We start from the raw sequence: 19,376 nt of genomic DNA on the forward strand, positions 1-19,376 counted from the left end.
AGGACGTCCTCCGGGGGCCGCAGTGCTGTGTCCTCAGGCGTCGACGGTCGCGCTCCAGGCGGCCTCGGCGGCGGCCAGGGCCGGCTCCGCGGCGGCGTTCGTGGCCGTCGCCAGGCCGGTGAGGCAGGCGCGGACGGTGTCCAGCGTGGCCGCCGGTCCGTAGTGGTTGATCCGGAGCATGGAGGCGGCCAGCGCGCCGCCGCCCGGCTGGACGGGCAGGGCCGGGTCGAGGAGGGCGGCGAGTTCTGCCGCGTGCAGGCCGTCCGGGGTGCGCAGGGTGGTGGCGACCGGGGCGGCGTGGGCGTCCTCGGTGACGAAGGGGGTCAGGGTGCCGAGCGCGCGGACGCCGGCCCGGGTGGCGGCCGCGGCGGCGCGGTGGCGGGCGATGACGGCGGGCAGGCCGTCGGCGGCGATCCGGTCCAGGCAGGCGCCGAGCGCGAGCATCTCCAACTGGGCCGGGGCGTGCGGGAGTACGGCGCGACCGGCGTCGGTCCAGCGCTCCTTCCAGTCGAGCAGCGACAGGTAGGAGCGGCGCGGCGCGGCCGGGTTGGCGGCGATCCGCTCCCAGGCGCGCTCGGAGACCGAGACGGCGGACACCCCGGCCGGGCCGCCCATCGCCTTCTGGCCGCCGATCACGCACAGGTCGATGCCCCAGGCGTCGGTGAGCAGCGGCTCGGCGGCGACGGAGGCGACCGCGTCGAGCATCAGCAGGGCGCCGTGCTCGCGGACCACGGCGCCGATCTCGGCGACCGGGTTGGTGTTTCCGGTGGCGGCCTCGGCGTGGACGAGCGAGACGAAGTCGATCGCCGGGTCGGCGTCCAGGGCCTCGGCCACCTGCCGGGCGCTCACCGCGCTGTCGAAGGGGACGGCGAGGTCGACGACGGTCGTGCCGCAGGAGCGCAGCCAGTTGCCGAAGGTCTGCCCGTACGGGCCGGTGACGATGTTGAGCGCGGTGGAGCCCGGGTGCGCGGCGCCGCGGATCGCGGCCTCCAGGGGGAGGAGGGCCTCGCCCTGGGTGACGATGACGTCGGCCTCGGTGTGCAGCAGCGCGGCCACCTGGTCCTCGATCGCCGCGAACTCGGCGGCGCTGAGCGGGGGGAGGTCGAGGAAGGGACTCACGGCTTCACGGCCTTTCGCGGGCTTTCGTCTACGGGGTGGTGGGTGCCGGAACGAGTGTGCCGCATTCTTGCTGCTTACACGTGGCGCCCCCGTCGGTAGAGTGCGGCCATGAGTGATGGTGCGGTGCTGCACGTGCGGGGTCGGGTGCTGGTCGGCCCGGAGGACGTCCGGGACGAACTCTGGGTGGTGGACGGCCGGGTGAGCTTCACCCGTCCGCCGTCCGCCGGGGACGTGCGCACCGTGACCGGCTGGGTGCTGCCGGGCCTGGTGGACGCGCACTGCCACGTCGGACTGGACGCGCACGGCGCGGTGGACGCGCAGACCAGCGAGAAGCAGGCGCTCACCGACCGTGACGCGGGCACCCTGCTGATCCGCGACGCGGGCTCGGCGGCCGACACCCGGTGGATCGACGAGCGCGAGGACCTGCCCCGGATCATCCGCGCCGGGCGGCACATCGCCCGCACCCGCCGCTACATCCGCAACTACGCGCACGAGATCGAGCCCGGCGACCTGGCCGCGTACGTCCGGGCCGAGGCCCGGCGCGGGGACGGCTGGGTGAAGCTGGTCGGCGACTGGATCGACCGCGAGCGCGGCGACCTCACCGCCTGCTGGCCCGGCGACGCGCTGGCCGAGGCGATCGCGGCGGCGCACGAGGAGGGCGCGCGGGTCACCGCGCACTGCTTCTCCGCGGAGTCCCTGCCGGACCTGCTGGCGGCCGGGATCGACTGCGTCGAGCACGCCACCGGGCTGACCGAGGAGCTGATCCCGGTCTTCGCCGAGCGCGGCGTCGCCATCGTCCCGACCCTGGTCAACATCGCCACCTTCCCGGACCTCGCGGCCGGCGGCGAGGCCAAGTTCCCGGCCTGGTCCGCGCACATGCGGCGGCTGCACGAGCGCCGGTACGACACCGTGGGCGCCGCGCACGACGCGGGCATCCCGGTGTTCGTCGGCACGGACGCGGGCGGCTCGCTGGCACACGGGCTGGTCGCGGACGAGGTGGCGGAGCTGGTGAAGGCGGGGCTGAGTCCGGCCGAGGCGCTGTCGGCGGCGAGCTGGGGTGCGCGGCAGTGGCTGGGGCGGCCGGGCCTGGAGGAGGGCGCGCCGGCGGACTTCGTGGTGTACGCGGAGGACCCCCGGGCGGACGTCCGGGTGCTGGCGGACCCGCGTCTGGTGGTGCTGCGGGGGCGGCCGGTCGGCTGACGGTCGGCCCGGTTGGTCGGCCGTTGGTCGGCTGGTTCGTTGACCGGTTCGTTGAGCGTTTGTCCGGTTACTGTGAGGGTTGCTGTGAGGGCCGCGGGGAGGGCCCTCCGGCGGGCCCTTGATCACATGATCATCCGCTGAACGCCCTGTCGGTGTAGGCCGATAGGGTGGCGACCATGGCACCGCGTCCACTGAATGAGATCGTCGAGCCCGGCTGGGCCACCGCCCTGGAACCCGTCGCCGGACGGGTGGCCGCGATGGGCGACTTCCTGCGCACCGAGCTGGCCGCCGGCCGCACCTACCTGCCCTCCGGCCCGAACGTGCTGCGAGCCTTCCAGCAGCCCTTCGCCGACGTGCGGGTGCTGATCGTCGGGCAGGACCCGTACCCGACCCCCGGCCACGCCGTCGGGCTCAGCTTCTCGGTGGCGCCGGAGGTGCGGCCGATCCCGGCGAGCCTGATCAACATCTACCGGGAGTACGGCACCGACCTCGGCCTGCCGCAGCCGTCCAACGGCGACCTCACGCCGTGGACGCAGCAGGGCGTGCTGCTGCTCAACCGCGCGCTGACCACCGCGCCGGGCAAGCCCGCGGCGCACCGGGGCAAGGGCTGGGAGGACGTCACCGAGCAGGCGATCCGGGCGCTGGTGGCGCGCGGGGGGCCGCTGGTGGCGATCCTGTGGGGGGCCGATGCCCGCAGGCTGCGGCCGGGGCTCGGACAGGTCCCGGCGATCGAGTCGGCGCACCCGAGCCCGATGTCGGCCGACCGCGGCTTCTTCGGCTCGCGGCCGTTCAGCCGGGCGAACGAGCTGCTGGTGCGGCAGGGGGCGCAGCCGGTGGACTGGCGGCTGCCGTAGGGGTGCGGCCCCTCTAGCAGAGTCGGGTCAGCCCGGAACGTCAATCTCACTCCAACGGGTGAAATTACGTTCTGTGTTGCTGATGTGACGGATTGTTCGAGAAGACTGGCGGCTCATCGTTTCATCTGTGTGGGGGTACCGCCATGTCTTCTCGCCGAATCGCTTCCGCAACCGCCGTCGTGCTGGTGAGCACCGCCCTCACCGCCGGGCCCGTCCAAGCGGCCCCTGCCGCCCCTGCCGCTCCTGCTGCTCCCGCCGCCCCGGCTGCCCCGGCTGCTTCGGCCGTCCCGTCCACCGCGTCCTCCCCGGGCAAGGCGCGCGCCGTCACCGCCGAACTCGCCCTGGACGTCAAGCTGTTGAACAACGCCGTGGACGTCCCGGTGAACATCGCGCTGAACAAGGTGGAGTCGCCGGCCCAGAGGGACGGCTCCGTACTCACCGCCACTGTGGACGGTGTCGACCAGCAGGGTCCGGTCACCCTGGTCAAGGCGGACGTCGGCAAGTCCGTGACCCGCGTCGACGCCAAGGGCGCCGCGGCCTCCGTCAAGCTGGTCAACGCCGACGTGCACGCCCCCGGCCTGCCCGCCACCGCGCTGCTCGGCCTGGAGGCCATGAGCGCCGAGGTGACCTGCCCGGTGGACGGGCCGCCGACGGCGGACGTGGTCGCGCCTGCCAAGCTGACCGTGCTCGGCAAGCCGGTCACCGTCGGCCTGTACGGGCCGACCAGGGTGGACGTGCCGCTGATCGGCAGCGTGTCGGTGGAGTTCTCCAAGAAGACCACCACCACGACCACCGCCGCCGCCTCGGCCCTGGAGGTGCAGGTGGAGGTGAACCCGCTGAACCTGAACGTCGCCAAGGTCACCGGGAAGGTCACCGTCGCCTCGGTGGGCTGCGAGAAGCCCACGGCGCCGTCGGCCGGCCCGTCCGCCGTGAACACCCCGAACACCCCGAGCACCGCGCCCACCGCCCAGCCGGTGGCCGATGCCACCACCTCGCGCGCCGCCGTCCCGCAGGCCGGGGCGGAGAGGTCCGTGCAGCCGGAACGGCTGGCCACCACCGGCGGCAGCAGCGCCACCGGCCCGCTGGCCGCCGGGGCCGCGGCCCTGGTCGCGGGCGGGGCGGCCGCACTGTGGGCCACCCGGCGCCGCCGGGCCGCGCACGCCCGCCGGCCCTGAGCCGGCGCGGTGTCGGGGCGGTGTCGTGGCGGTGTCGGGGCGCCAGGAACGCCGCAGTACCCGGGCACCGCAGGCACCGGAGGCACCGCGCGACGCGGGAGTGCCACCCCCGGCACTCCCGCACCGTGACCGTGCCAACGCGGACGGTTGGTTCACATGCGCGTTACATGAGAGGAACAACCGGGAAACGGCGGCTTGCGACGCTACGCGGGCACCCACCACCCAGTAACGCGAGGGACAAGCCGTGGCAATCAAGGCCGAGTACATCTGGATCGACGGCACCAAGCCGACCGCGAAGCTCCGTTCCAAGACTCGCGTCCTGCCGAACGCCGACAAGATCCCGACCTGGGGCTTCGACGGTTCCTCGACCAACCAGGCCGAGGGCCACGCCTCGGACCGCGTGCTGGACCCGGTGAAGGTCGTGCCGGACCCGATCCGTGGCGGCGACAACATCCTGGTCCTCTGCGAGGTCCTGGAGACGGACGGCACCCCGCACGAGTCCAACACCCGCGCGCTGCTCCGTGAGGTGCACGAGAAGTTCGCCGCTCAGGAGTCGATCTTCGGCATCGAGCAGGAGTACACCTTCTTCAAGGGCTCCCGCCCGCTCGGCTTCCCCGAGGGCGGCTTCCCGGCCCCGCAGGGCGGTTACTACTGCGGCGTCGGCGCCGAGGAGGTCTTCGGCCGCGAGATCGTCGAGCTGCACCTGGACCGCTGCATCGACGCCGGCCTCGCCATCTGCGGCATCAACGCCGAGGTCATGCCCGGCCAGTGGGAGTTCCAGATCGGCCCGGTCGACTCGCTGACCGTCTCCGACGACCTGTGGATCGCCCGCTACCTGCTCTACCGCACCGCCGAGGAGTTCGGCATCGACGCCACCCTCGACGCCAAGCCGGCCAGGGGCGACTGGAACGGCGCGGGCGCCCACACCAACTTCTCCACCCGGGCGATGCGCGAGGGCTACGACGCCATCATCACCGCCTGCGAGTCGCTCGGCGCCTCCCAGGAGAAGGTGCTGGAGCACGTCAGCCAGTACGGTGACGACATCCAGTCCCGCCTCACCGGCAAGCACGAGACCGCCCCGTGGAACGTCTACAGCTACGGCGTCTCCAACCGCGGTGCCTCCGTCCGCATCCCGTGGCAGGTCGAGGTGGAGCAGAAGGGCTACATCGAGGACCGCCGCCCGAACGCCAACATCGACCCCTACGTGGTCACCCGCCTCCTGATCAACACCTGCTGCGAGGCCCTGGAGAAGGCCGGCCAGGTCTGATCCACCGCCCCCGAGGCGCGCACGACGCCCGCAGGCCCTCCCCCGCCGGGGAGGGCCTGCGGGCGTTCGCGCGCTCGGGCGTCGGCGGGCTTCCCGGCTGCCGAGGCGTGGCACCCGGGGGTGGCTGGGGTGACGGTCGCAGGATCGTTGAACTCGGTTGGCCACTGTGACGCCCAGCACGGCCGGTACGCCCGGCATGCCCGGGGCGCGCGGCCGGAGGGCGGCGGCAGGCGGCAGGCGGCAGGCGGGCAGGCGGGCAGGCAAGCAGGGCCCGATCGTGACCGGCAAATCGCTGGTCAACCGCCCCCGCCGGACCGAGAATTCATGGCATGACCCAGCAGCCGCTACTCCTCCTCGACGTGGACGGACCGCTCAACCCCTTCGCCGCGCCGAAGCGGCGGCCGGACGGCTACGGCACCTACCGGCTGCTGCCCGGCTGGTGGGTCGCGAAGCAGGAGCGGCAGGCGGCCGCGCAGGCCAGGCTGGCGACGCGCGCGAAGCACGCGAAGCGCCCGGCCGGCCGGGTCAAGCCGCTGCGGGTGTGGCTGAACCCGGCGCACGGGCCCGAGTTGCTGGCGCTGCCGTACGAACTGGTGTGGGCCACCGGGTGGATGAGCGAGGCGAACACCCACATCGGGCCGCGCATCGGGCTGCCCGAACTCCCGTACATCCGCTGGACGGAGATGTTCGGCGAGGATCCGGACGGGCTGCACTGGAAGACCCGGGACGTGGTCGCCTGGGCGGCCGGGCGGCCGTTCGTCTGGGTGGACGACGAACTCGGCCCGCAGGACGCCGAGTGGATCGCGGCAAACCACCCGGGGCCGGCGCTCACCCTGCACGTCAACCCCCGCATAGGCCTGTTGGCCGACGACTTCGCGGCCCTGCGGGAGTGGGCGGCCGCCGCATGACCGGGCAGCCGCTGCTCCTCCTCGACGTGGACGGACCGCTCAACCCCTACGCCGCGCCCAAGACCCGTCGCCCGGAGGGCTACCGGACCCACCGGCTGCTCCCCGAGTCGTGGGTGGCCCGCCACGCGCCGCAGCCGCGCGGGCGGGTGAAGCCGCTGCGGGTGTGGCTGAACCCGGCGCACGGGCCGGAGCTGCTCGCGCTGCCGTACGAACTGGTGTGGGCGACCACCTGGATGGACGAGGCCAACACCTTCATCGGGCCGCGCATCGGGCTGCCCGAACTCCCTTACATCCCTTGGACGGAGATGTTCGGCGAGGATCCGGACGGGCTGCACTGGAAGACCCGGGACCTGGTCGCCTGGGCGGCCGGGCGGCCGTTCGTCTGGGTGGACGACGAACTCGGCCCGCAGGACATCGAATGGATCGCGGCGAACCACCCGGGACCGGCCGTGGCGCTCTGGATCGATCCCCGGTTCGGCCTGCGCGAGCTGCATTTCGAGGCGCTGCGGGAATGGGCGGAGGAGGAGCAGTGAGCGGTACCGGCATGCGCGTCGGGGGTGGCATCGGCACGGTCGAGCGGCTGCGGCGCTACCCCGTGAAGTCCCTGCTGGGGGAGGAGCTGGACGCGGCCGACATCACCGGCCGGGGGCTGGCCGGTGACCGGGAGCGCGCGCTGCTCGACCTGGCGACCGGGCGGGTGGCCAGCGCCAAGCACCCCCGGCTCTGGTCGGGCCTGCTCGGGTACGCGGCGGCGGCCACGGCGGACGGCGGCGTGGCGATCACCGGTCCGGACGGGCGCGGCGCGGACGAGGCGGAGCTGTCCGAGGCGCTCGGCCGCAAGGTTGCGCTGGTCGCCGAACGCCCACCCGGCGCGACGGTCGAGCGGGCCGTGCCGGAGGAGGTGCTGGCGCACGGCATCGCGGCCGAAGTCGACGTCACGGTCAACGAGTTGGGCCGCGCCGCGCCCGACGGCGGGTTCTTCGACTTCGCTCCGCTGCACCTGATCACCACCTCGACACTGCGCGCCACCGGCTCCGAGGCCGAGCGCTACCGGCCGAACCTGGTGATCCGAACCGAGGATGAGGGCTTCGTCGAGAACGCCTGGGTGGGGCGGGAGCTGGCCATCGGCCCGACGCTGCGCCTGCGCGTCCTGGCGGCCACCCCGCGCTGCGCCGTCCCCACCCTGCGGCACGGCCCGCTGCCCCGCCGTACCGAGGCCCTGCGCATCCCGGCCGAGCGGAACCGGGTGGTCCCGCTGGAGGGCATGCCGGAGCTGCCCTGCGCGGGGGTGTACGCACAGGTGCTGGTGCCCGGGCGGATCCGGACGGGCGACGACCTGAGGCTGGAGGGGCTCAGGCTGGAGGAGCGTGGCTGAAGGAGCTGAGGCTGAAAGGAGCGGGGCTGAACGAGCTCAGGTTGAACTGAGTACCGCCTCAAGGGCCTTGAGGAACCGGTCGGTGGTGTCCTGGTCCCGGACGGCGATCCGCAGCCACTCCTCGCCGAGCCCCGGGAAGGTGTCGCCGCGCCGGACGGCGAAGCCGTGCTCGCGCAGCCGCTCCCGGACGGCCGCCGCGTGCGGCAGCCGGACCAGCACGAAGGAGGCCGCCGGTTCTCCGTACATCCGCACCTGCGGGAAGGCGGCCAGGCCCTTCACCAGGTGGTCGCGCCAGAGGGCGAGTTCGGCGGCGGCCCGGTCCGCTTCGGCGAGCGCCGCCGGGCCGCTGCAGGCCTCGGCGGCGGCCAGCGCCGGGGTGGAGACCGGCCAGAGCGGCTGGGCGGCGGCGAGTTCGGCGATCAGTGGCGCGGGCCCGAGCACATAGCCGATGCGCAGCCCGGCCAGCCCCCAGGTCTTGGTGAGGCTGCGCAGGACGACGACCCGGCCGGGCAGGTCCCGCACGGAGGCGAGGGACTCCCGCTCGCCCGGCACGGTGTCCATGAACGCCTCGTCCACCACCAGGGTCCGCCCCGGCCGGGCGAGCGCGGCCACGGCCTCGGCCGGGTGCAGCACGGAGGTCGGGTTGGTCGGGTTGCCGAGGATGACCAGGTCCGCCTCCTCGGGGACGGCGCCGAGTCGGAACCCGTCCTCGGGGGAGAGCAGTACCCGGTGCACCCGGTGGCCGGCATCCCGCAGTGCCGCCTCCGGTTCGGTGAACTGCGGGTGTACGACGACGATGTGACTGGACGTCAGAGTGCGGGCCAGCAGGACGAAGGCCTCCGCCGCACCCGAGGTGAGCAGCACCTCCCCGACCGGGCGGGCGTGCCGGGCGGCCACCGCGGCGCGGGCGGTGCTCTGGTCGGGGTAGGCGGCGAGGTCGCCGAGGGTGGCCGCGAGGCGCTCGCGCAGCCAGGTCGGGGGCGTGCCGGTGCGGACGTTGACGGCGAGGTCCACCAGGCCGAGACCGTCGGCGCGGACCTCGGCGTCGCCGTGGTGGCGCAGGTCGGGTTCGGGGGCGGTCACGCGGGGTCTCCCTGGTGCTGAGTGGGGTGGGCGGAGGCGGTGGTGGCGCCGGCCGTGCCGTCGGCGGTGACGGCGGGCGGTCCGGGCAGGCGGTGGAGCTCGTACGGGCCGGGCGGCACGGTGAGTCCGGCGCCGTCGCCGAGGACGACCAGTGCGACGGTGTGTCCGTGGGCGGCGAGGTGCGCGGCGGCTCCGGCGGGGTCCAGGGGTGCCCCGGAGCCGTCCGCCGTCGTCCCGGCGGCGACGTCCACCGCGATCCGCCGGGTCGTCGGCCGGAGCAGCCCGGCCACCGCCTCGGCTGCTGCGAGCTTCTCGACCGCTGCGAGCGTCTCGAACGCCTCGGGTGTTCCCACTACCGCCGAGGCGCCGCGCAGTTCGGTGAGCGCGCCCGGCGTCGGCAGGTCGGGATCGCCTGACCCGAGGCCGACCAGGGCGAGCCGCCCGCGCAGCGTCGCCCGGGCGATCGCCACCGTAGTGGTCGCCGACTTCCGCTTGGCGACCACGAGCCGACCGCCCGGCGCGCCGGCCAGCGCCGCCGCCTCGGCGACGCTCGCCGTGCCGACGGCCGCCCCGACCACCGCGGACGGGTTCGGCACCGCCACCTCCGCCAGCTCCTCCGCCGGGTACTCGTCCACCGGCACCCCGCCGACGCAGAACGCGGCCCAGCGCACCGCCGGGTGGTCCGCCTTGCCGGCCACCGTGGCCAGCCGGGCCACCGCCGAGCGGGCCAGGCCGGCCTCCTCGAGCGTGGCCGCCAGCAGCCGCATCGCCTCGGTCCGCCTGGCACCGCCGGTGGCGCCGATCCCGACGACGAGGGTGCGCGGGAGCACCAGCAGGTCGCCGTAACCCGGGTCCTCCCGGTCGGTGACCCGCAGGATCGGGGCGTCCTCGGGCAGGTCGGCTGTCTCGGGCGCGTCGGTCGCCTGGGCCGCCTCGGCCGGCTCGGCCCGGACCCCCGGGGGCGGCCCTGCCGGCGGCGCGTGGCCGGTGGGGACGGGGGTGACACCGAGGGCGGCCGCCACCTCGACGGACAGCTCCTCCGCGGCGTCCCCGCCGGCCATCGGGATCACCCAGCGCCGCTGCGGGTCCACGCAGAGCAGAGCGCTGCCGCGCGGAAGGTCGACGAGGCCGCCGGTCAGCAGGGAGACGACGGTCGGGAGCGGGGCGACGGCGACCACGAACCGGTACCGGCGGAGGGCGAAGTCCAGGACGTCGGGCGGCTGGGAGCAGTTGCCGCGGTAGGCCTGGTGGACGTGGCTGCTCTCCGGCCAGCGCGCGTGCAACTCGTCGGCGAGCGGGCGGCCCGGCCCGTCGATGGCGACCAGTCCGATCACGTACCGCACTCCTTGCCGTTCCCGGCCCTCCGGCAGCGGGCCCCCGCGATCCCACCACGGGCGGCCGGAGGGGGTCAATCGCGGAGGGTGTGACGCGGCTCAAGCCCGTGCATACAGGGCCGTGCAGTCGGGCCCGACGGCCGAGGGGGAGACAGCTGTTCGTCTGTTCTTCACCTGTCTTGTGCCGTACACGACACCGGCGCGATCCTACTGTTCTCGGCGCTCCAGCCAGGCAGCCCGACGCACGGAGGACCCCATGGCCTTCGCACGACCCCGCACCCCCGGAACCCCCACCCCCCACCGCCCCCAGCGCAGACTCCGCACGGCCCGCCCGCTGACCGCCCTCGCCGCCGGGCTCGGCCTGATCGCCGGCTCGCTCGGCCTCTGGGCCGCGGGCGGCAGCGCGGCCGCCGACACCGCCCTCGCCGACACCGCCACCGGCCTGCCCGCGCCGGACCACGTGGTCGTCGTCGTCCTGGAGAACCACGCCTACTCGCAGGTCATCGGCAGCTCCAGCGCCCCGTACATCAACGGCACGCTGGTGGCCGGCGGCGCGCGGCTGACCCAGTCCCACGCGCTCACCCACCCCAGCCAGCCCAACTACTACATGCTGTTCTCCGGCAGCTCGCAGGGCATCGTCGACGACAGCTGCGTGGACGTCGGCGCGCTGCAGGGGCCCAACCTGGCCTCCGAACTGCTCGCCGCCGGCCAGACCTGGGCCAGCTACAACGAGGGCCTGCCCGCCCAGGGCGCCACCGACTGCCGCGTCGACAACTACGCGCAGAAGCACAACCCGTGGTTCGGCTTCGGCAACGTGCCCACCGACAGCGCCTACGGCATGGACGCGTTCCCGGCCGACTACAGCACCCTGCCCAAGGTCTCCTTCGTCGTCCCGGACCTCTGCGACGACATGCACGACTGCTCCGTCGGCACCGGCGACTCCTGGCTGCAGAGCAACCTCGACGCCTACGCGCAGTGGGCGAAGAGCCACAACAGCCTGCTCGTCGTCACCTTCGACGAGGACAACAGGCTGTCCGGCAACCGCATCCCGACCCTGGTCTACGGCGCCCACGTCGCCCCCGGCAGCAGCACCGCCACCACCTACAACCACTACGACGTGCTGCACACCCTGGAGGACCTGGCCGGCCTCGACGCCCACGCGGGCAACTCGGCCGGCGCCGTCGACATCACCGGCATCTGGAACTGACGCCCGTGTACGTCGCGGACTCCCGCAGCTCGAAGGCGCCCGCCGCACCGGCCACCGGCCCGGTGCGGCGGGGCGCCGTCCCCGGCACGGTGCTCGCCCTCGGCACCGTCAGCCTGGTCACCGACATCTCCTCCGAGATGGTCACCGCCGTCCTCCCCCTTTACCTGCTCACCGGGCTCGGCCTCTCCCCACTCGGCTTCGGCCTGCTCGACGGCATCCAGAACGGCTTCAGCGCCCTTGTCCGCCTCGTCGGCGGCCACCTCGCCGACCGCCGGGGCCGCGACGGCGCCGCCCGGCACAAGGCCGTCGCGGCCGTCGGGTACGGACTCTCCGCGCTCTGCCGGCCGCTGCTGCTGCTCGTCCACACCGTGCCGCTGATCGGCGCGGTGATCGCCGTCGACCGCACCGGCAAGGGCCTGCGCACCGCACCCCGGGACGCGATGATCTCGCTCGCCACCGAACCCGCCCACCGCGGACGGGCGTTCGGCGTACACCGGGCGATGGACACGGCCGGCGCCCTGCTCGGACCGCTCACCGCCTTCCTGGTGCTGCGGCTCGCCGGCGGCCCGCTGCTCGCCGACGGCGGCGAACGGCACGGCTACGACGCGGTGTTCACGGTCAGCTCCTGCGTCGCCGCCCTGGGCGTCCTGATCCTGCTGCTGTTCGTGCCGAACCGGCCGCGATCCGACGATCCGTCAACTATGGCTCCCTCGCTGCGTGACAGCCTCACCCTGCTGCGCCTGCCCGGGCTCCGGCGGCTCGCCCTCTGCGCCGTCCTGCTCGGGCTGACCACCGTCAGCGACTCCTTCCTCTACCTGCTCATCCAGCGCCGGCTGGGCCTGTCCGTCACCCTCTTCCCGCTGCTGCCGCTCGGCACCGCCGCCGCCTTCCTGCTGCTCGCCGTCCCGCTCGGCGCGCTCGCCGACCGGATCGGCCGCCACCGGCTCTTCCTCGCCGGACACGGCGTGCTGCTGCTCGCGTACGGGCTGCTGCTCTCGCCGCTGCGCGGACTGCCGGCGGTGATCTGCGTCCTGGTGCTGCACGGCGCGTTCTACGCGGCCACCGACGGCGTGCTCGCCGCCGCGGCCGCCGACGCCGTACCGGCCGAGCAGCGCGGCGCCGGGCTCGCCCTGGTCGGCACCGGGCAGGCGCTGTCCCGGTTCGCCTGCTCGCTGCTGTTCGGCGCGCTGTGGGGCGCGGTCGGCGGCCCGGCGGCGCTGGGCTGGTCGACGGGGGCGCTGGCGCTGTGCGTGCTCGGCGCGGCGGCGGTGCTGCGCCCGTCCGAACCGCTGACCGTGGCCGACGGCGGACCTGCCGGACCTGCTGCTGACTGCGATGCCGCACCCGTCGCCGCCGAGGAGAGCTCGTGAACCTGCCGAACCGGACCAGGATGATCATCCTGCTGGTCGCCGTCGTGCTGCTCGGCGCGGTCGGCACCGGGGCCGTCCTGCACGCGGCCGGCCGCACCGCCCGCCGGGACCAGGTCCAGCCCGGTGGGCCGTCCGTCGAGTCGGGCGCCGTCTCCCTCCAGGTGCCCGGCAGTGGACGCCGGTTGCTGTTCCGCAACATGGCCTGGGGTCCGCACCGGGACGAGATCACCACCGTCCCCGCCGACCGCCCCGACGGCCCGCGCACCGCCTCCGGCGTCCAGTGCCTGCGCTTCCACGCCGCCGCCGGCACCGGCATCTGCCTGCAGGCCCAGCGCGGCGCGCTGGAGGACACCTACCGGGCCGTCATCCTCGACGACCACCTGCGCGAGCGGCGTTCCTTCCCGGCCGCCGGCATCCCCACCCGCTCCCGGGTCTCACCGTCCGGGCACCTCGCCGCCTGGACGGTCTTCGTCAGCGGCGACTCCTACGCGGGCAGCGACTTCTCCACCCGCACCTCGATCGTGGACGTCCGGGACTGGAACCTCCGGGAGAACCTGGAGGACTTCGCGGTCATCCTGGACGGCCACCCGTACCAGGCGCACGACACCAACATCTGGGGCGTCACCTTCGCCGACGACAACACCTTCTACGCCACCGTCGCCGGCTCCGGGCAGACCCACCTCGTCCGCGGCGACCTCACCGCCCGCACCCTCACCGCCCTGCACGACAACGTCGAGTGCCCCTCGCTCTCCCCGGACGGCACCCGCATCGCGTACAAGAAGCGCGTCCCCGGCCTCCCCGCCGACGTACCCTGGCGGCTGTACGTCCTCGACCTCGCCACCATGACCGAGACCGCCACCGCCGAGCAGCGCAACATCGACGACCAGGCGCTCTGGGACGGCAACGGCACCCTGGTCTACGCCCTGCCCGGCGACTACGGCGCCGACCTGTGGACCGTGCCGGCCGACGGCTCGGGCAGCCCGCACTCACTCACCAAGGCCGCCGTGGCCCCCGCCTACCTGGGCTGAGGAACTCTCGGATACGGTCCCACGTCGAGCACAGTGCGACGTCCTGATCGAATGTCCGGATCGAACGTCCTGACCGATGGGGAGCGAGCAACCATGGACGGCATCCCACCCGAGCGCATGGTGACCGACTCCTGGCCCGCCCTGCACGGCCGCCCCGTCCTGCGGCGCACCGTCGCCGTCGGGCTGGTGCTGTGCGTGTCCGTCGCCGCCGCCCTCGTGGTGCGCGGCGTCAACGCGCTCACCGTCGGCCGCACCGGCCACGAGACCGACCGCGACCGCGCCGAACGCCTGGCCGGCCTCCACCCCTCCCAGCACCCGGGCGTCGGCCGGTACTACGTCCCGGTCGGCGCCGTCTACACCCACACCTCCGACGGCGCCCCCGTCGCCTACCTCCACTACCGCCTCGGCGGCGGCAAGGCCCCGGGCGTCGGCGACTTCCTCAGCGCCTACGACCTCCCCGCCCCCGGCCCGGCCGCCCCCCTCCCGCCCGACCTCGTCGCCGCCCTCGGCGGCGACGAGCCGGCCGAGGCCCCGGAACTCCCCGACGGGCCGATCAGCTCCCCCGCCCCGACCTTCTCCCCGTCGGCCGTCCCCTCCGCTTCTCCGTCCCCTTCGGCCTCCCCCGCTCCCGCCGAGGACACGCCCGTCCTGGCCCCCGATGGCGATGCCGATAGCGATGGCGATGGCGACGCCGGCCTGGAGGCAGCTCCGGAAGCTGCCCCAGAAGCCGCTCCCGAAGCAACCCCCGAGGCGACCCCCGACGACGAGCCCGTCGTCACCACCCCCGTCCCCACCCTGACTCCAGCCCCCACCCCGACGCCCACCCACACCCCCACCGCCCGCCGCATCTACGTGGCCGCCATCCCCGGCGGCCTCTCCGGCGCCGCCGACATCTACATCCGCGCCACCGGCTGACCTCGCCGCCGGGCATGCCGAAGCCCCGCCGGTGCGCGGCGGGGCCTGGACGGTTCGGGTGGCGGCGTCAGCCGGGCAGGCCGGGGACGGCGGCGATGGTGACGGGGTGGCCCATGGTGCTGATGCGCCAGGTGGCGAGGGCCTGGTAGGCGGGGGAGTGGTACCAGCCGTGGGCGTCGGCCTCGGTGGGGAACTCGAGGATGGCGGTCTTGGTGTAGGCGGTGTCTCCCTCCAGCCGGGCCGGGGCGGCGAAGGCGAGCAGGCGGCCCTGGTGGGGCTCCATGGTGGCGCCGACATTGGCGAGGTAGTGGCCGAGGTCGGCGTCGGGGGTGCTGTCGGTGCGGGTGATGACGATGTAGTGCATGGCGTACTCCGTGCGGTAGTGGTCAGCGGGTGGCAGAAACGACAGGGATGGCAGTGGTGGCAGGAGCGAGAGGAGCGACAGGGTTGGCGGGCGTGGTGGGGGCGGTGACGGCCTTGGGCCGCCGGGCGGGGGCCTGACCCGCGAACATGGCGCCGAGGGCGAGCGTCAGGCCGAGGAGCTGCCACCCGGTGAGGGTCTGGCCGAGGACGACGAGACCGCCCACGGTCGCGACCACCGGGTTGATCAGGCCGAGGAACGAGGTCGGTCCGGCGCCCAGCCGCTCGATGCCGCGGAACCAGAGGATGTAGCCGAGGGCGGTGCTGAAGAGGCCGAGATAGGCGAAGCCGGCCAGGTTGGCGGCGCTCAGGGCGGGCGGTGCGCCCTCGACGAGGGCCGCGAGCGGCACCAGGAAGACCGAGCCGGCGAGGAGCTGCCAGGCGGTGAGGTCGAGCAGGGTGGCGCCCTCTGGGCGGCCCCAGCGGCGGGTGAGGACGGTGCCCGTGGCCATCAGCGCGATGGCGGTGACCATCGCGGCGATCCCGACACCGTCCAGCCGGGCGCCGCTCTTGAGCACCAGGAGGGCGACGCCGCCGACTCCGATCAGTCCCGCGAGCAGTGCGCGCCGTCCGGGCCGTACGCCAAGGACGCCGATGGAGAGCCCGGCGACGAGCAGTGGCTGGATCGCCCCGATGGTGGCCGCGACCCCGCCGGGCAGGCGGTACGCGCCGACGAAGGTGAGCGGGAAGAACAGCCCGATGTTGAGCATCCCGAGCACGGCCGCGCGCCCCCACCAGGCGCCCTTGGGCAGTTTGCGGCCGATCAGCAGGAGCAGCAGTCCGGCCGGCAGGGCGCGCAGTGCCGCGAGCAGCAGCGGGCGGCCTTCGGGCAGCAGCTGGGTGGTGACCAGGTAGGTCGTGCCCCAGGCGGCCGGGGCGAGTGCGGCGGTGGCGGCGATTGCTGCGCGCTTGCGGTCCATGACGGCCATCCCCTGAACGTTGATTATCTGAACGTTGAGATAAGTTCTACGCCCCCAGGTAGGTGAACGTCAAGTATGTGAAGGCTAAGATATTTGGACGGGGGTCCGCGAAGCAGAACCAGGAAGGCGGCACACCATGGAGCAGCGCGACACCGTCGACGACATCGTCGAGCAGTGGGCGAGGACCCGTCCCGACCTCAACCCGAGGGCACTGGCCCTGATCGGCCGGCTGCGGCGACTCAACGTCCGGGTCGACGCCGCCCTGCGCGAGTACTTCACCTCCTGCGGCCTGGACTCCTCCGAGTTCGACGTCCTGGCCACCCTGCGGCGCTCCGGCGAGCCCTACGAGCTCAACGCCCGCGCCCTCCTCAAGTCCGCCATGGTCACCTCCGGAGCCATCACCAACCGGGTCGACCGGCTGGTGGCCAAGGGCCTGGTCGAGCGCAACCCCTGCCCCGACGACCGCCGCGCCGTCCTCGTCCGCCTCACCCCGGCCGGCAAGGAGCTGATCGACGGCGCCCTGGCCGGCCACGTCCGCAACGAGGAACGCATCCTCGCCGCGCTCGACGACGACGAGCGCACCCAGCTCGACGGCCTGCTGCGCAAGCTCCTCATCGCGCACGGGGACACCGAACCCCTCCTCGGCTGAGCGGCGACTCCGGTCGACGCGGGGGAGGGCCGGCGGGGAAGGATCGACGGGGAGCGTGACGCGGAGGCGGGCGTGTCCAGCGCCCGCCCGTCCGCGTTGACTCCGGCGGAACCGCACCCGCGGACCCTGCGGAACCGCACCGGAGGAGAAGCGCCGCGCCGACCCCCGGCGCGGCACCTTCGGCAGCGGCGCCTGACGGGCTGCCCGGCCGTACGTGCCGCCCGGCTGTACGAAAGGCTCAGGCGGACGCGCCGCTCAGCGGTACGCGACCAGCGCGTACCGCTCGTCGCACACCGGGCCACCCCACAGCTCGTCGTCCCCGCTGAGCGGCTCGACCCGCAGCTCGGCCACCAATGGTCGTACGGCACCGGCGAGTTCGTCCGCCCCGATGCCGCCGCTCCACGGCAGCCGCTCCGCCCCGGCCGCGTAGGGTGCCACGGCCTGCCCGGCCTCGCGCCACCGGCCCTCGATCAGGACCAGCCGGCCGCCCGGGCGCAGCAGCCCCACCCAGGCGCGGAGGGCCCGCTCGGGCTCGGGCAGCGTCCAGATCAGGTGGCGCGACAACAGGACGTCGAAACCCTCGCCCCCGACCGGCGGTGCCGCCGCATCACCCACCAGGACCCGGCCCGGCAGCCCCGCCGCCGCGAGCTTCGCCCGCGCCCGCTCGACCATGCGCGGTGCCAGGTCCACCCCGGTCACCCGGTGCCCGTCCGCCGCGAGCAGCGACGACAGCGAGCCCGTGCCGCACCCCACATCGAGCACGTCGCAGGCCTCACCCGGCACCCACCCCCGAACCCGCCGCACCCACGCCGCCCGGACGGAGGCGTCCCGCAACCCGTGGTCGGGCTCCTCGTCGAAGGCCTCGGCGGCCGCGTCCCAGTACTCGGCGATGTCGGGGCCGGAGCCGGAGCCGGGGTCGGAGGCGGGCCCGCTGGAATCGTCGGAGTCGCTCATGCCGGGCATTGTCCCCACCGCCACTGACACCGGCCGTACCGCTGCTCACCAGGCCGCTCCCCGGCGACGACCACGGCGAGGTGGTCGAGCCGTGAGCCCCAAGCGCGGTGACGACGTCCCGTCGCCGCCCATCGGTGACGAGTGGCGGCTGCGGATCGGTACGAGCGAGGCCGCCAAGGGCTGGAGTACGAGGTGACCGCAGGGGGGCGGGTGCGTTACCTGGTGGACGAGGCGGGCCGGGCCGTGCATGTCGTCTACGCCTCGTCCCGGCATCCGAAGGACACTGACGCGTAGTCCGGGCGGCCCGGTCCGCGCCGTCTCCGGTGCCTTGCGGCGCCCTCAGGCCGTCGCGTCCAGGGCCGGCGGCTGCCAGTCGTAGATCGGGGCGGAGCGGCGGAGGAGGGCGCGGGCGGGGAGGAGGCCGGCGAGGGTGAGGGCGCTGGTGCGGAGGAGGGTGGCGACGGGGGTGCGGAGGGCGACGAGGTCGCCGATGCGGCGGGAGGCGGTGACGATGGCGGTGGTGCGGGGGAGGCGGGTGGCGGTGTAGGCGGGGAGGGCGGTGGCGGGGTCCGTGGACGGGGTCAGCAGGGAGGCGAGGACGACGGCGTCCTCGATGGCCTGGCAGGCGCCCTGGCCCTGGAAGGGGCACATCGCGTGGGCGGCGTCGCCGAGGAGGGCGACCCGGCCCTGGTGGTGGGCGGGCAGCGGGTCGGCGAGGTCCCAGACGTCGTGGCGCAGGACGCGCTCCGGCTCGGCGAGCGCGAGGAGTTGGGGTACGGGCGCGCACCAGGTGCCGTACCGGCGCAGGAGTTCGGCCTTCTCGTCGCCGTCGGCGGCGCGGGCGCCGGCCGGGGCGAGGGCGGCGCCGTACACGTAGACGCGGCCGTCGGCGAGCGGGACGATCCCGGCGAGCTGTCCGCGTCCCCAGATCTCGCCGGCGGCGTCCGGTCGGCGGGTGGGGGTGACGATGGTGCGCCAGGTGGTGAAGCCGCTGTAGCGGGGGCCGGGGTGCTGGGGGAAGAGCAGGCCGCGGGTGGCGGATCGGATGCCGTCGGCGGCGACGACCAGCCCGGCGGGCCGGTCGCCGTCCGGGGTCCGGACGACGGCGGGTTCGGTGGCGCTGCCGGGGGTGACGAGCGAGGCGGGCGAGTCGGTGCGGACGGTGCCGTCCGGGAGGGCGTCGACCAGGGCGGCGATGACATCGGCGCGGGCGACGGCGGCGATCGGGTCGCCGAATTGGGCCTCGAAGGTGGCGGTGTCGGTGCGGGCGAGCCAGCGGCCGGAGGGGTGGCGCAGGCCGATGGCGGGGTGCGGGGTGGCGAGGGCGCGCAGGCGTTCGCCGACGCCGAGCCGGTCGAGGGCGCGCAGGGCGTTGGGGGCGAGGGCGAGTCCGGCGCCGACGGGTTCGAGCGAGGCGGCGCGTTCGTGGACGGCCACGGGGATGCCCTGCCGGTGGAGGGCGAGGGCGGCGGTGAGCCCGCCGATGCCGCCGCCGATGACGATCGCCTGGTGCCTGTCCATGGGTGGGCTCCTCATCTCGCACTACGGCTGTAGTTAGCGCTGCCCGCACACCGTACTACGGATGTAGTGCCGCAGAC

The 19,376-nt window shown here is 74.4% G+C and carries 19 protein-coding genes; 12 read left to right on the forward strand and 7 right to left on the reverse strand.

Annotated elements, in window-relative coordinates:
- Positions 1 to 33: 33 nt before the first annotated feature.
- Entirely contained in the window at positions 34 to 1,119 is a 1,086-nt protein-coding gene (locus ACZ52J_RS22265; RefSeq protein WP_465621045.1) for a pyridoxal-phosphate-dependent aminotransferase family protein, read from the reverse strand.
- Positions 1,120 to 1,227: 108 nt separating this feature from the next.
- Here ACZ52J_RS22265 and ACZ52J_RS22270 point away from each other — a divergent pair, with 108 nt between their 5' ends.
- The 7 genes from ACZ52J_RS22270 to ACZ52J_RS22300 all read left to right on the forward strand — a co-directional run bounded on the left by ACZ52J_RS22270 (position 1,228) and on the right by ACZ52J_RS22300 (position 7,898).
- The gene (locus tag ACZ52J_RS22270; RefSeq protein ID WP_360499538.1) at positions 1,228 to 2,319 is read left to right on the forward strand and encodes an amidohydrolase family protein; all 1,092 of its coding nucleotides are present in this window, start codon (positions 1,228 to 1,230) and stop codon (positions 2,317 to 2,319) included.
- A gap of 176 nt (positions 2,320 to 2,495) precedes the next feature.
- Positions 2,496 to 3,173, forward strand: a complete 678-nt coding sequence (locus tag ACZ52J_RS22275) for a uracil-DNA glycosylase (protein WP_360499540.1) — start codon at positions 2,496 to 2,498, stop codon at positions 3,171 to 3,173.
- 143 nt (positions 3,174 to 3,316) lie between these two features.
- Positions 3,317 to 4,348: an SCO1860 family LAETG-anchored protein gene (locus ACZ52J_RS22280; RefSeq protein WP_465621057.1), complete on the forward strand. Its 1,032-nt coding sequence runs from the start codon at positions 3,317 to 3,319 to the stop codon at positions 4,346 to 4,348.
- Positions 4,349 to 4,592: 244 nt separating this feature from the next.
- Complete coding sequence (gene glnII, locus ACZ52J_RS22285; RefSeq protein WP_360499544.1) at positions 4,593 to 5,615, forward strand: glutamine synthetase; 1,023 nt, start codon at positions 4,593 to 4,595, stop codon at positions 5,613 to 5,615.
- A 329-nt stretch (positions 5,616 to 5,944) separates the two neighbouring features.
- Positions 5,945 to 6,523: a hypothetical protein gene (locus tag ACZ52J_RS22290; protein WP_465621059.1), complete on the forward strand. Its 579-nt coding sequence runs from the start codon at positions 5,945 to 5,947 to the stop codon at positions 6,521 to 6,523.
- Entirely contained in the window at positions 6,520 to 7,056 is a 537-nt protein-coding gene (locus ACZ52J_RS22295; RefSeq protein ID WP_360499547.1) for a hypothetical protein, read from the forward strand. Before ACZ52J_RS22290 ends, ACZ52J_RS22295 begins: the two co-directional genes overlap by 4 nt.
- Complete coding sequence (locus ACZ52J_RS22300) at positions 7,053 to 7,898, forward strand: MOSC domain-containing protein (RefSeq protein ID WP_465621061.1); 846 nt, start codon at positions 7,053 to 7,055, stop codon at positions 7,896 to 7,898. The genes ACZ52J_RS22295 and ACZ52J_RS22300 overlap by 4 nt, the downstream gene beginning before the upstream one ends.
- Positions 7,899 to 7,934: 36 nt before the next feature.
- On the opposite strand, the gene cobC is transcribed toward ACZ52J_RS22300, so the two are convergent.
- Together cobC and ACZ52J_RS22310 are read right to left on the reverse strand one after the other, a co-directional pair.
- Positions 7,935 to 8,981, reverse strand: coding sequence for an Rv2231c family pyridoxal phosphate-dependent protein CobC (gene cobC, locus ACZ52J_RS22305; protein WP_465621063.1), 1,047 nt, complete (start codon positions 8,979 to 8,981; stop codon positions 7,935 to 7,937).
- A complete protein-coding gene (locus ACZ52J_RS22310) occupies positions 8,978 to 10,315 on the reverse strand; it encodes a cobalamin biosynthesis protein (RefSeq protein ID WP_465621064.1) in 1,338 nt (445 codons plus the stop codon). The genes cobC and ACZ52J_RS22310 overlap by 4 nt, the downstream gene beginning before the upstream one ends.
- 256 nt (positions 10,316 to 10,571) lie before the next feature.
- Here ACZ52J_RS22310 and ACZ52J_RS22315 point away from each other — a divergent pair, with 256 nt between their 5' ends.
- The 4 genes from ACZ52J_RS22315 to ACZ52J_RS22330 all read left to right on the forward strand — a co-directional run bounded on the left by ACZ52J_RS22315 (position 10,572) and on the right by ACZ52J_RS22330 (position 14,835).
- Entirely contained in the window at positions 10,572 to 11,522 is a 951-nt protein-coding gene (locus ACZ52J_RS22315) for an alkaline phosphatase family protein (RefSeq protein ID WP_360499555.1), read from the forward strand.
- Positions 11,523 to 11,527: 5 nt separating this feature from the next.
- Complete coding sequence (locus ACZ52J_RS22320; protein WP_465621065.1) at positions 11,528 to 12,892, forward strand: MFS transporter; 1,365 nt, start codon at positions 11,528 to 11,530, stop codon at positions 12,890 to 12,892.
- A 20-nt stretch (positions 12,893 to 12,912) separates the two neighbouring features.
- Positions 12,913 to 13,920, forward strand: coding sequence for a TolB family protein (locus ACZ52J_RS22325; RefSeq protein WP_465621181.1), 1,008 nt, complete (start codon positions 12,913 to 12,915; stop codon positions 13,918 to 13,920).
- 93 nt (positions 13,921 to 14,013) lie between these two features.
- A complete protein-coding gene (locus ACZ52J_RS22330; protein WP_465621066.1) occupies positions 14,014 to 14,835 on the forward strand; it encodes a hypothetical protein in 822 nt (273 codons plus the stop codon).
- A gap of 67 nt (positions 14,836 to 14,902) precedes the next feature.
- Here the strand turns inward: ACZ52J_RS22330 and ACZ52J_RS22335 are convergent, their stop codons facing one another.
- Together ACZ52J_RS22335 and ACZ52J_RS22340 are read right to left on the reverse strand one after the other, a co-directional pair.
- The gene (locus ACZ52J_RS22335; RefSeq protein WP_360499561.1) at positions 14,903 to 15,199 is read right to left on the reverse strand and encodes a DUF1330 domain-containing protein; all 297 of its coding nucleotides are present in this window, start codon (positions 15,197 to 15,199) and stop codon (positions 14,903 to 14,905) included.
- A gap of 22 nt (positions 15,200 to 15,221) precedes the next feature.
- Positions 15,222 to 16,175, reverse strand: a complete 954-nt coding sequence (locus ACZ52J_RS22340; RefSeq protein ID WP_465621069.1) for an EamA family transporter — start codon at positions 16,173 to 16,175, stop codon at positions 15,222 to 15,224.
- Between the two features lie 136 nt (positions 16,176 to 16,311).
- On the opposite strand from ACZ52J_RS22340, the gene ACZ52J_RS22345 reads away from it, so the two are divergent.
- A complete protein-coding gene (locus ACZ52J_RS22345) occupies positions 16,312 to 16,824 on the forward strand; it encodes a MarR family winged helix-turn-helix transcriptional regulator (RefSeq protein WP_465621071.1) in 513 nt (170 codons plus the stop codon).
- Between the two features lie 255 nt (positions 16,825 to 17,079).
- Here the strand turns inward: ACZ52J_RS22345 and ACZ52J_RS22350 are convergent, their stop codons facing one another.
- Together ACZ52J_RS22350 and ACZ52J_RS22355 are read right to left on the reverse strand one after the other, a co-directional pair.
- The gene (locus ACZ52J_RS22350; RefSeq protein WP_465621073.1) at positions 17,080 to 17,778 is read right to left on the reverse strand and encodes a class I SAM-dependent methyltransferase; all 699 of its coding nucleotides are present in this window, start codon (positions 17,776 to 17,778) and stop codon (positions 17,080 to 17,082) included.
- Between the two features lie 339 nt (positions 17,779 to 18,117).
- Positions 18,118 to 19,299, reverse strand: a complete 1,182-nt coding sequence (locus tag ACZ52J_RS22355) for an FAD-dependent monooxygenase (RefSeq protein ID WP_465621075.1) — start codon at positions 19,297 to 19,299, stop codon at positions 18,118 to 18,120.
- Positions 19,300 to 19,376 lie beyond the last annotated feature (77 nt).

The sequence above is a fragment of the Kitasatospora sp. NPDC034035 genome (genome assembly GCF_055575755.1).

What these genes read in the sequence shown, in the direction of transcription:
- ACZ52J_RS22270 (WP_360499538.1), top strand. Translation starts at nt 1,228, where the DNA reads ATGAGTGATGGTGCGGTGCTGCACGTGCGGGGTCGGGTGCTGGTCGGC.
- ACZ52J_RS22275 (WP_360499540.1), top strand. Translation starts at nt 2,496, where the DNA reads ATGGCACCGCGTCCACTGAATGAGATCGTCGAGCCCGGCTGGGCCACC.
- ACZ52J_RS22280 (WP_465621057.1), top strand. Translation starts at nt 3,317, where the DNA reads ATGTCTTCTCGCCGAATCGCTTCCGCAACCGCCGTCGTGCTGGTGAGC.
- ACZ52J_RS22290 (WP_465621059.1), top strand. Translation starts at nt 5,945, where the DNA reads ATGACCCAGCAGCCGCTACTCCTCCTCGACGTGGACGGACCGCTCAAC.
- ACZ52J_RS22295 (WP_360499547.1), top strand. Translation starts at nt 6,520, where the DNA reads ATGACCGGGCAGCCGCTGCTCCTCCTCGACGTGGACGGACCGCTCAAC.
- ACZ52J_RS22315 (WP_360499555.1), top strand. Translation starts at nt 10,572, where the DNA reads ATGGCCTTCGCACGACCCCGCACCCCCGGAACCCCCACCCCCCACCGC.
- ACZ52J_RS22325 (WP_465621181.1), top strand. Translation starts at nt 12,913, where the DNA reads ATGATCATCCTGCTGGTCGCCGTCGTGCTGCTCGGCGCGGTCGGCACC.
- ACZ52J_RS22330 (WP_465621066.1), top strand. Translation starts at nt 14,014, where the DNA reads ATGGACGGCATCCCACCCGAGCGCATGGTGACCGACTCCTGGCCCGCC.
- ACZ52J_RS22335 (WP_360499561.1), bottom strand. Translation starts at nt 15,199, where the DNA reads ATGCACTACATCGTCATCACCCGCACCGACAGCACCCCCGACGCCGAC.
- ACZ52J_RS22340 (WP_465621069.1), bottom strand. Translation starts at nt 16,175, where the DNA reads ATGGACCGCAAGCGCGCAGCAATCGCCGCCACCGCCGCACTCGCCCCG.
- ACZ52J_RS22345 (WP_465621071.1), top strand. Translation starts at nt 16,312, where the DNA reads ATGGAGCAGCGCGACACCGTCGACGACATCGTCGAGCAGTGGGCGAGG.
- ACZ52J_RS22350 (WP_465621073.1), bottom strand. Translation starts at nt 17,778, where the DNA reads ATGAGCGACTCCGACGATTCCAGCGGGCCCGCCTCCGACCCCGGCTCC.
- ACZ52J_RS22355 (WP_465621075.1), bottom strand. Translation starts at nt 19,299, where the DNA reads ATGGACAGGCACCAGGCGATCGTCATCGGCGGCGGCATCGGCGGGCTC.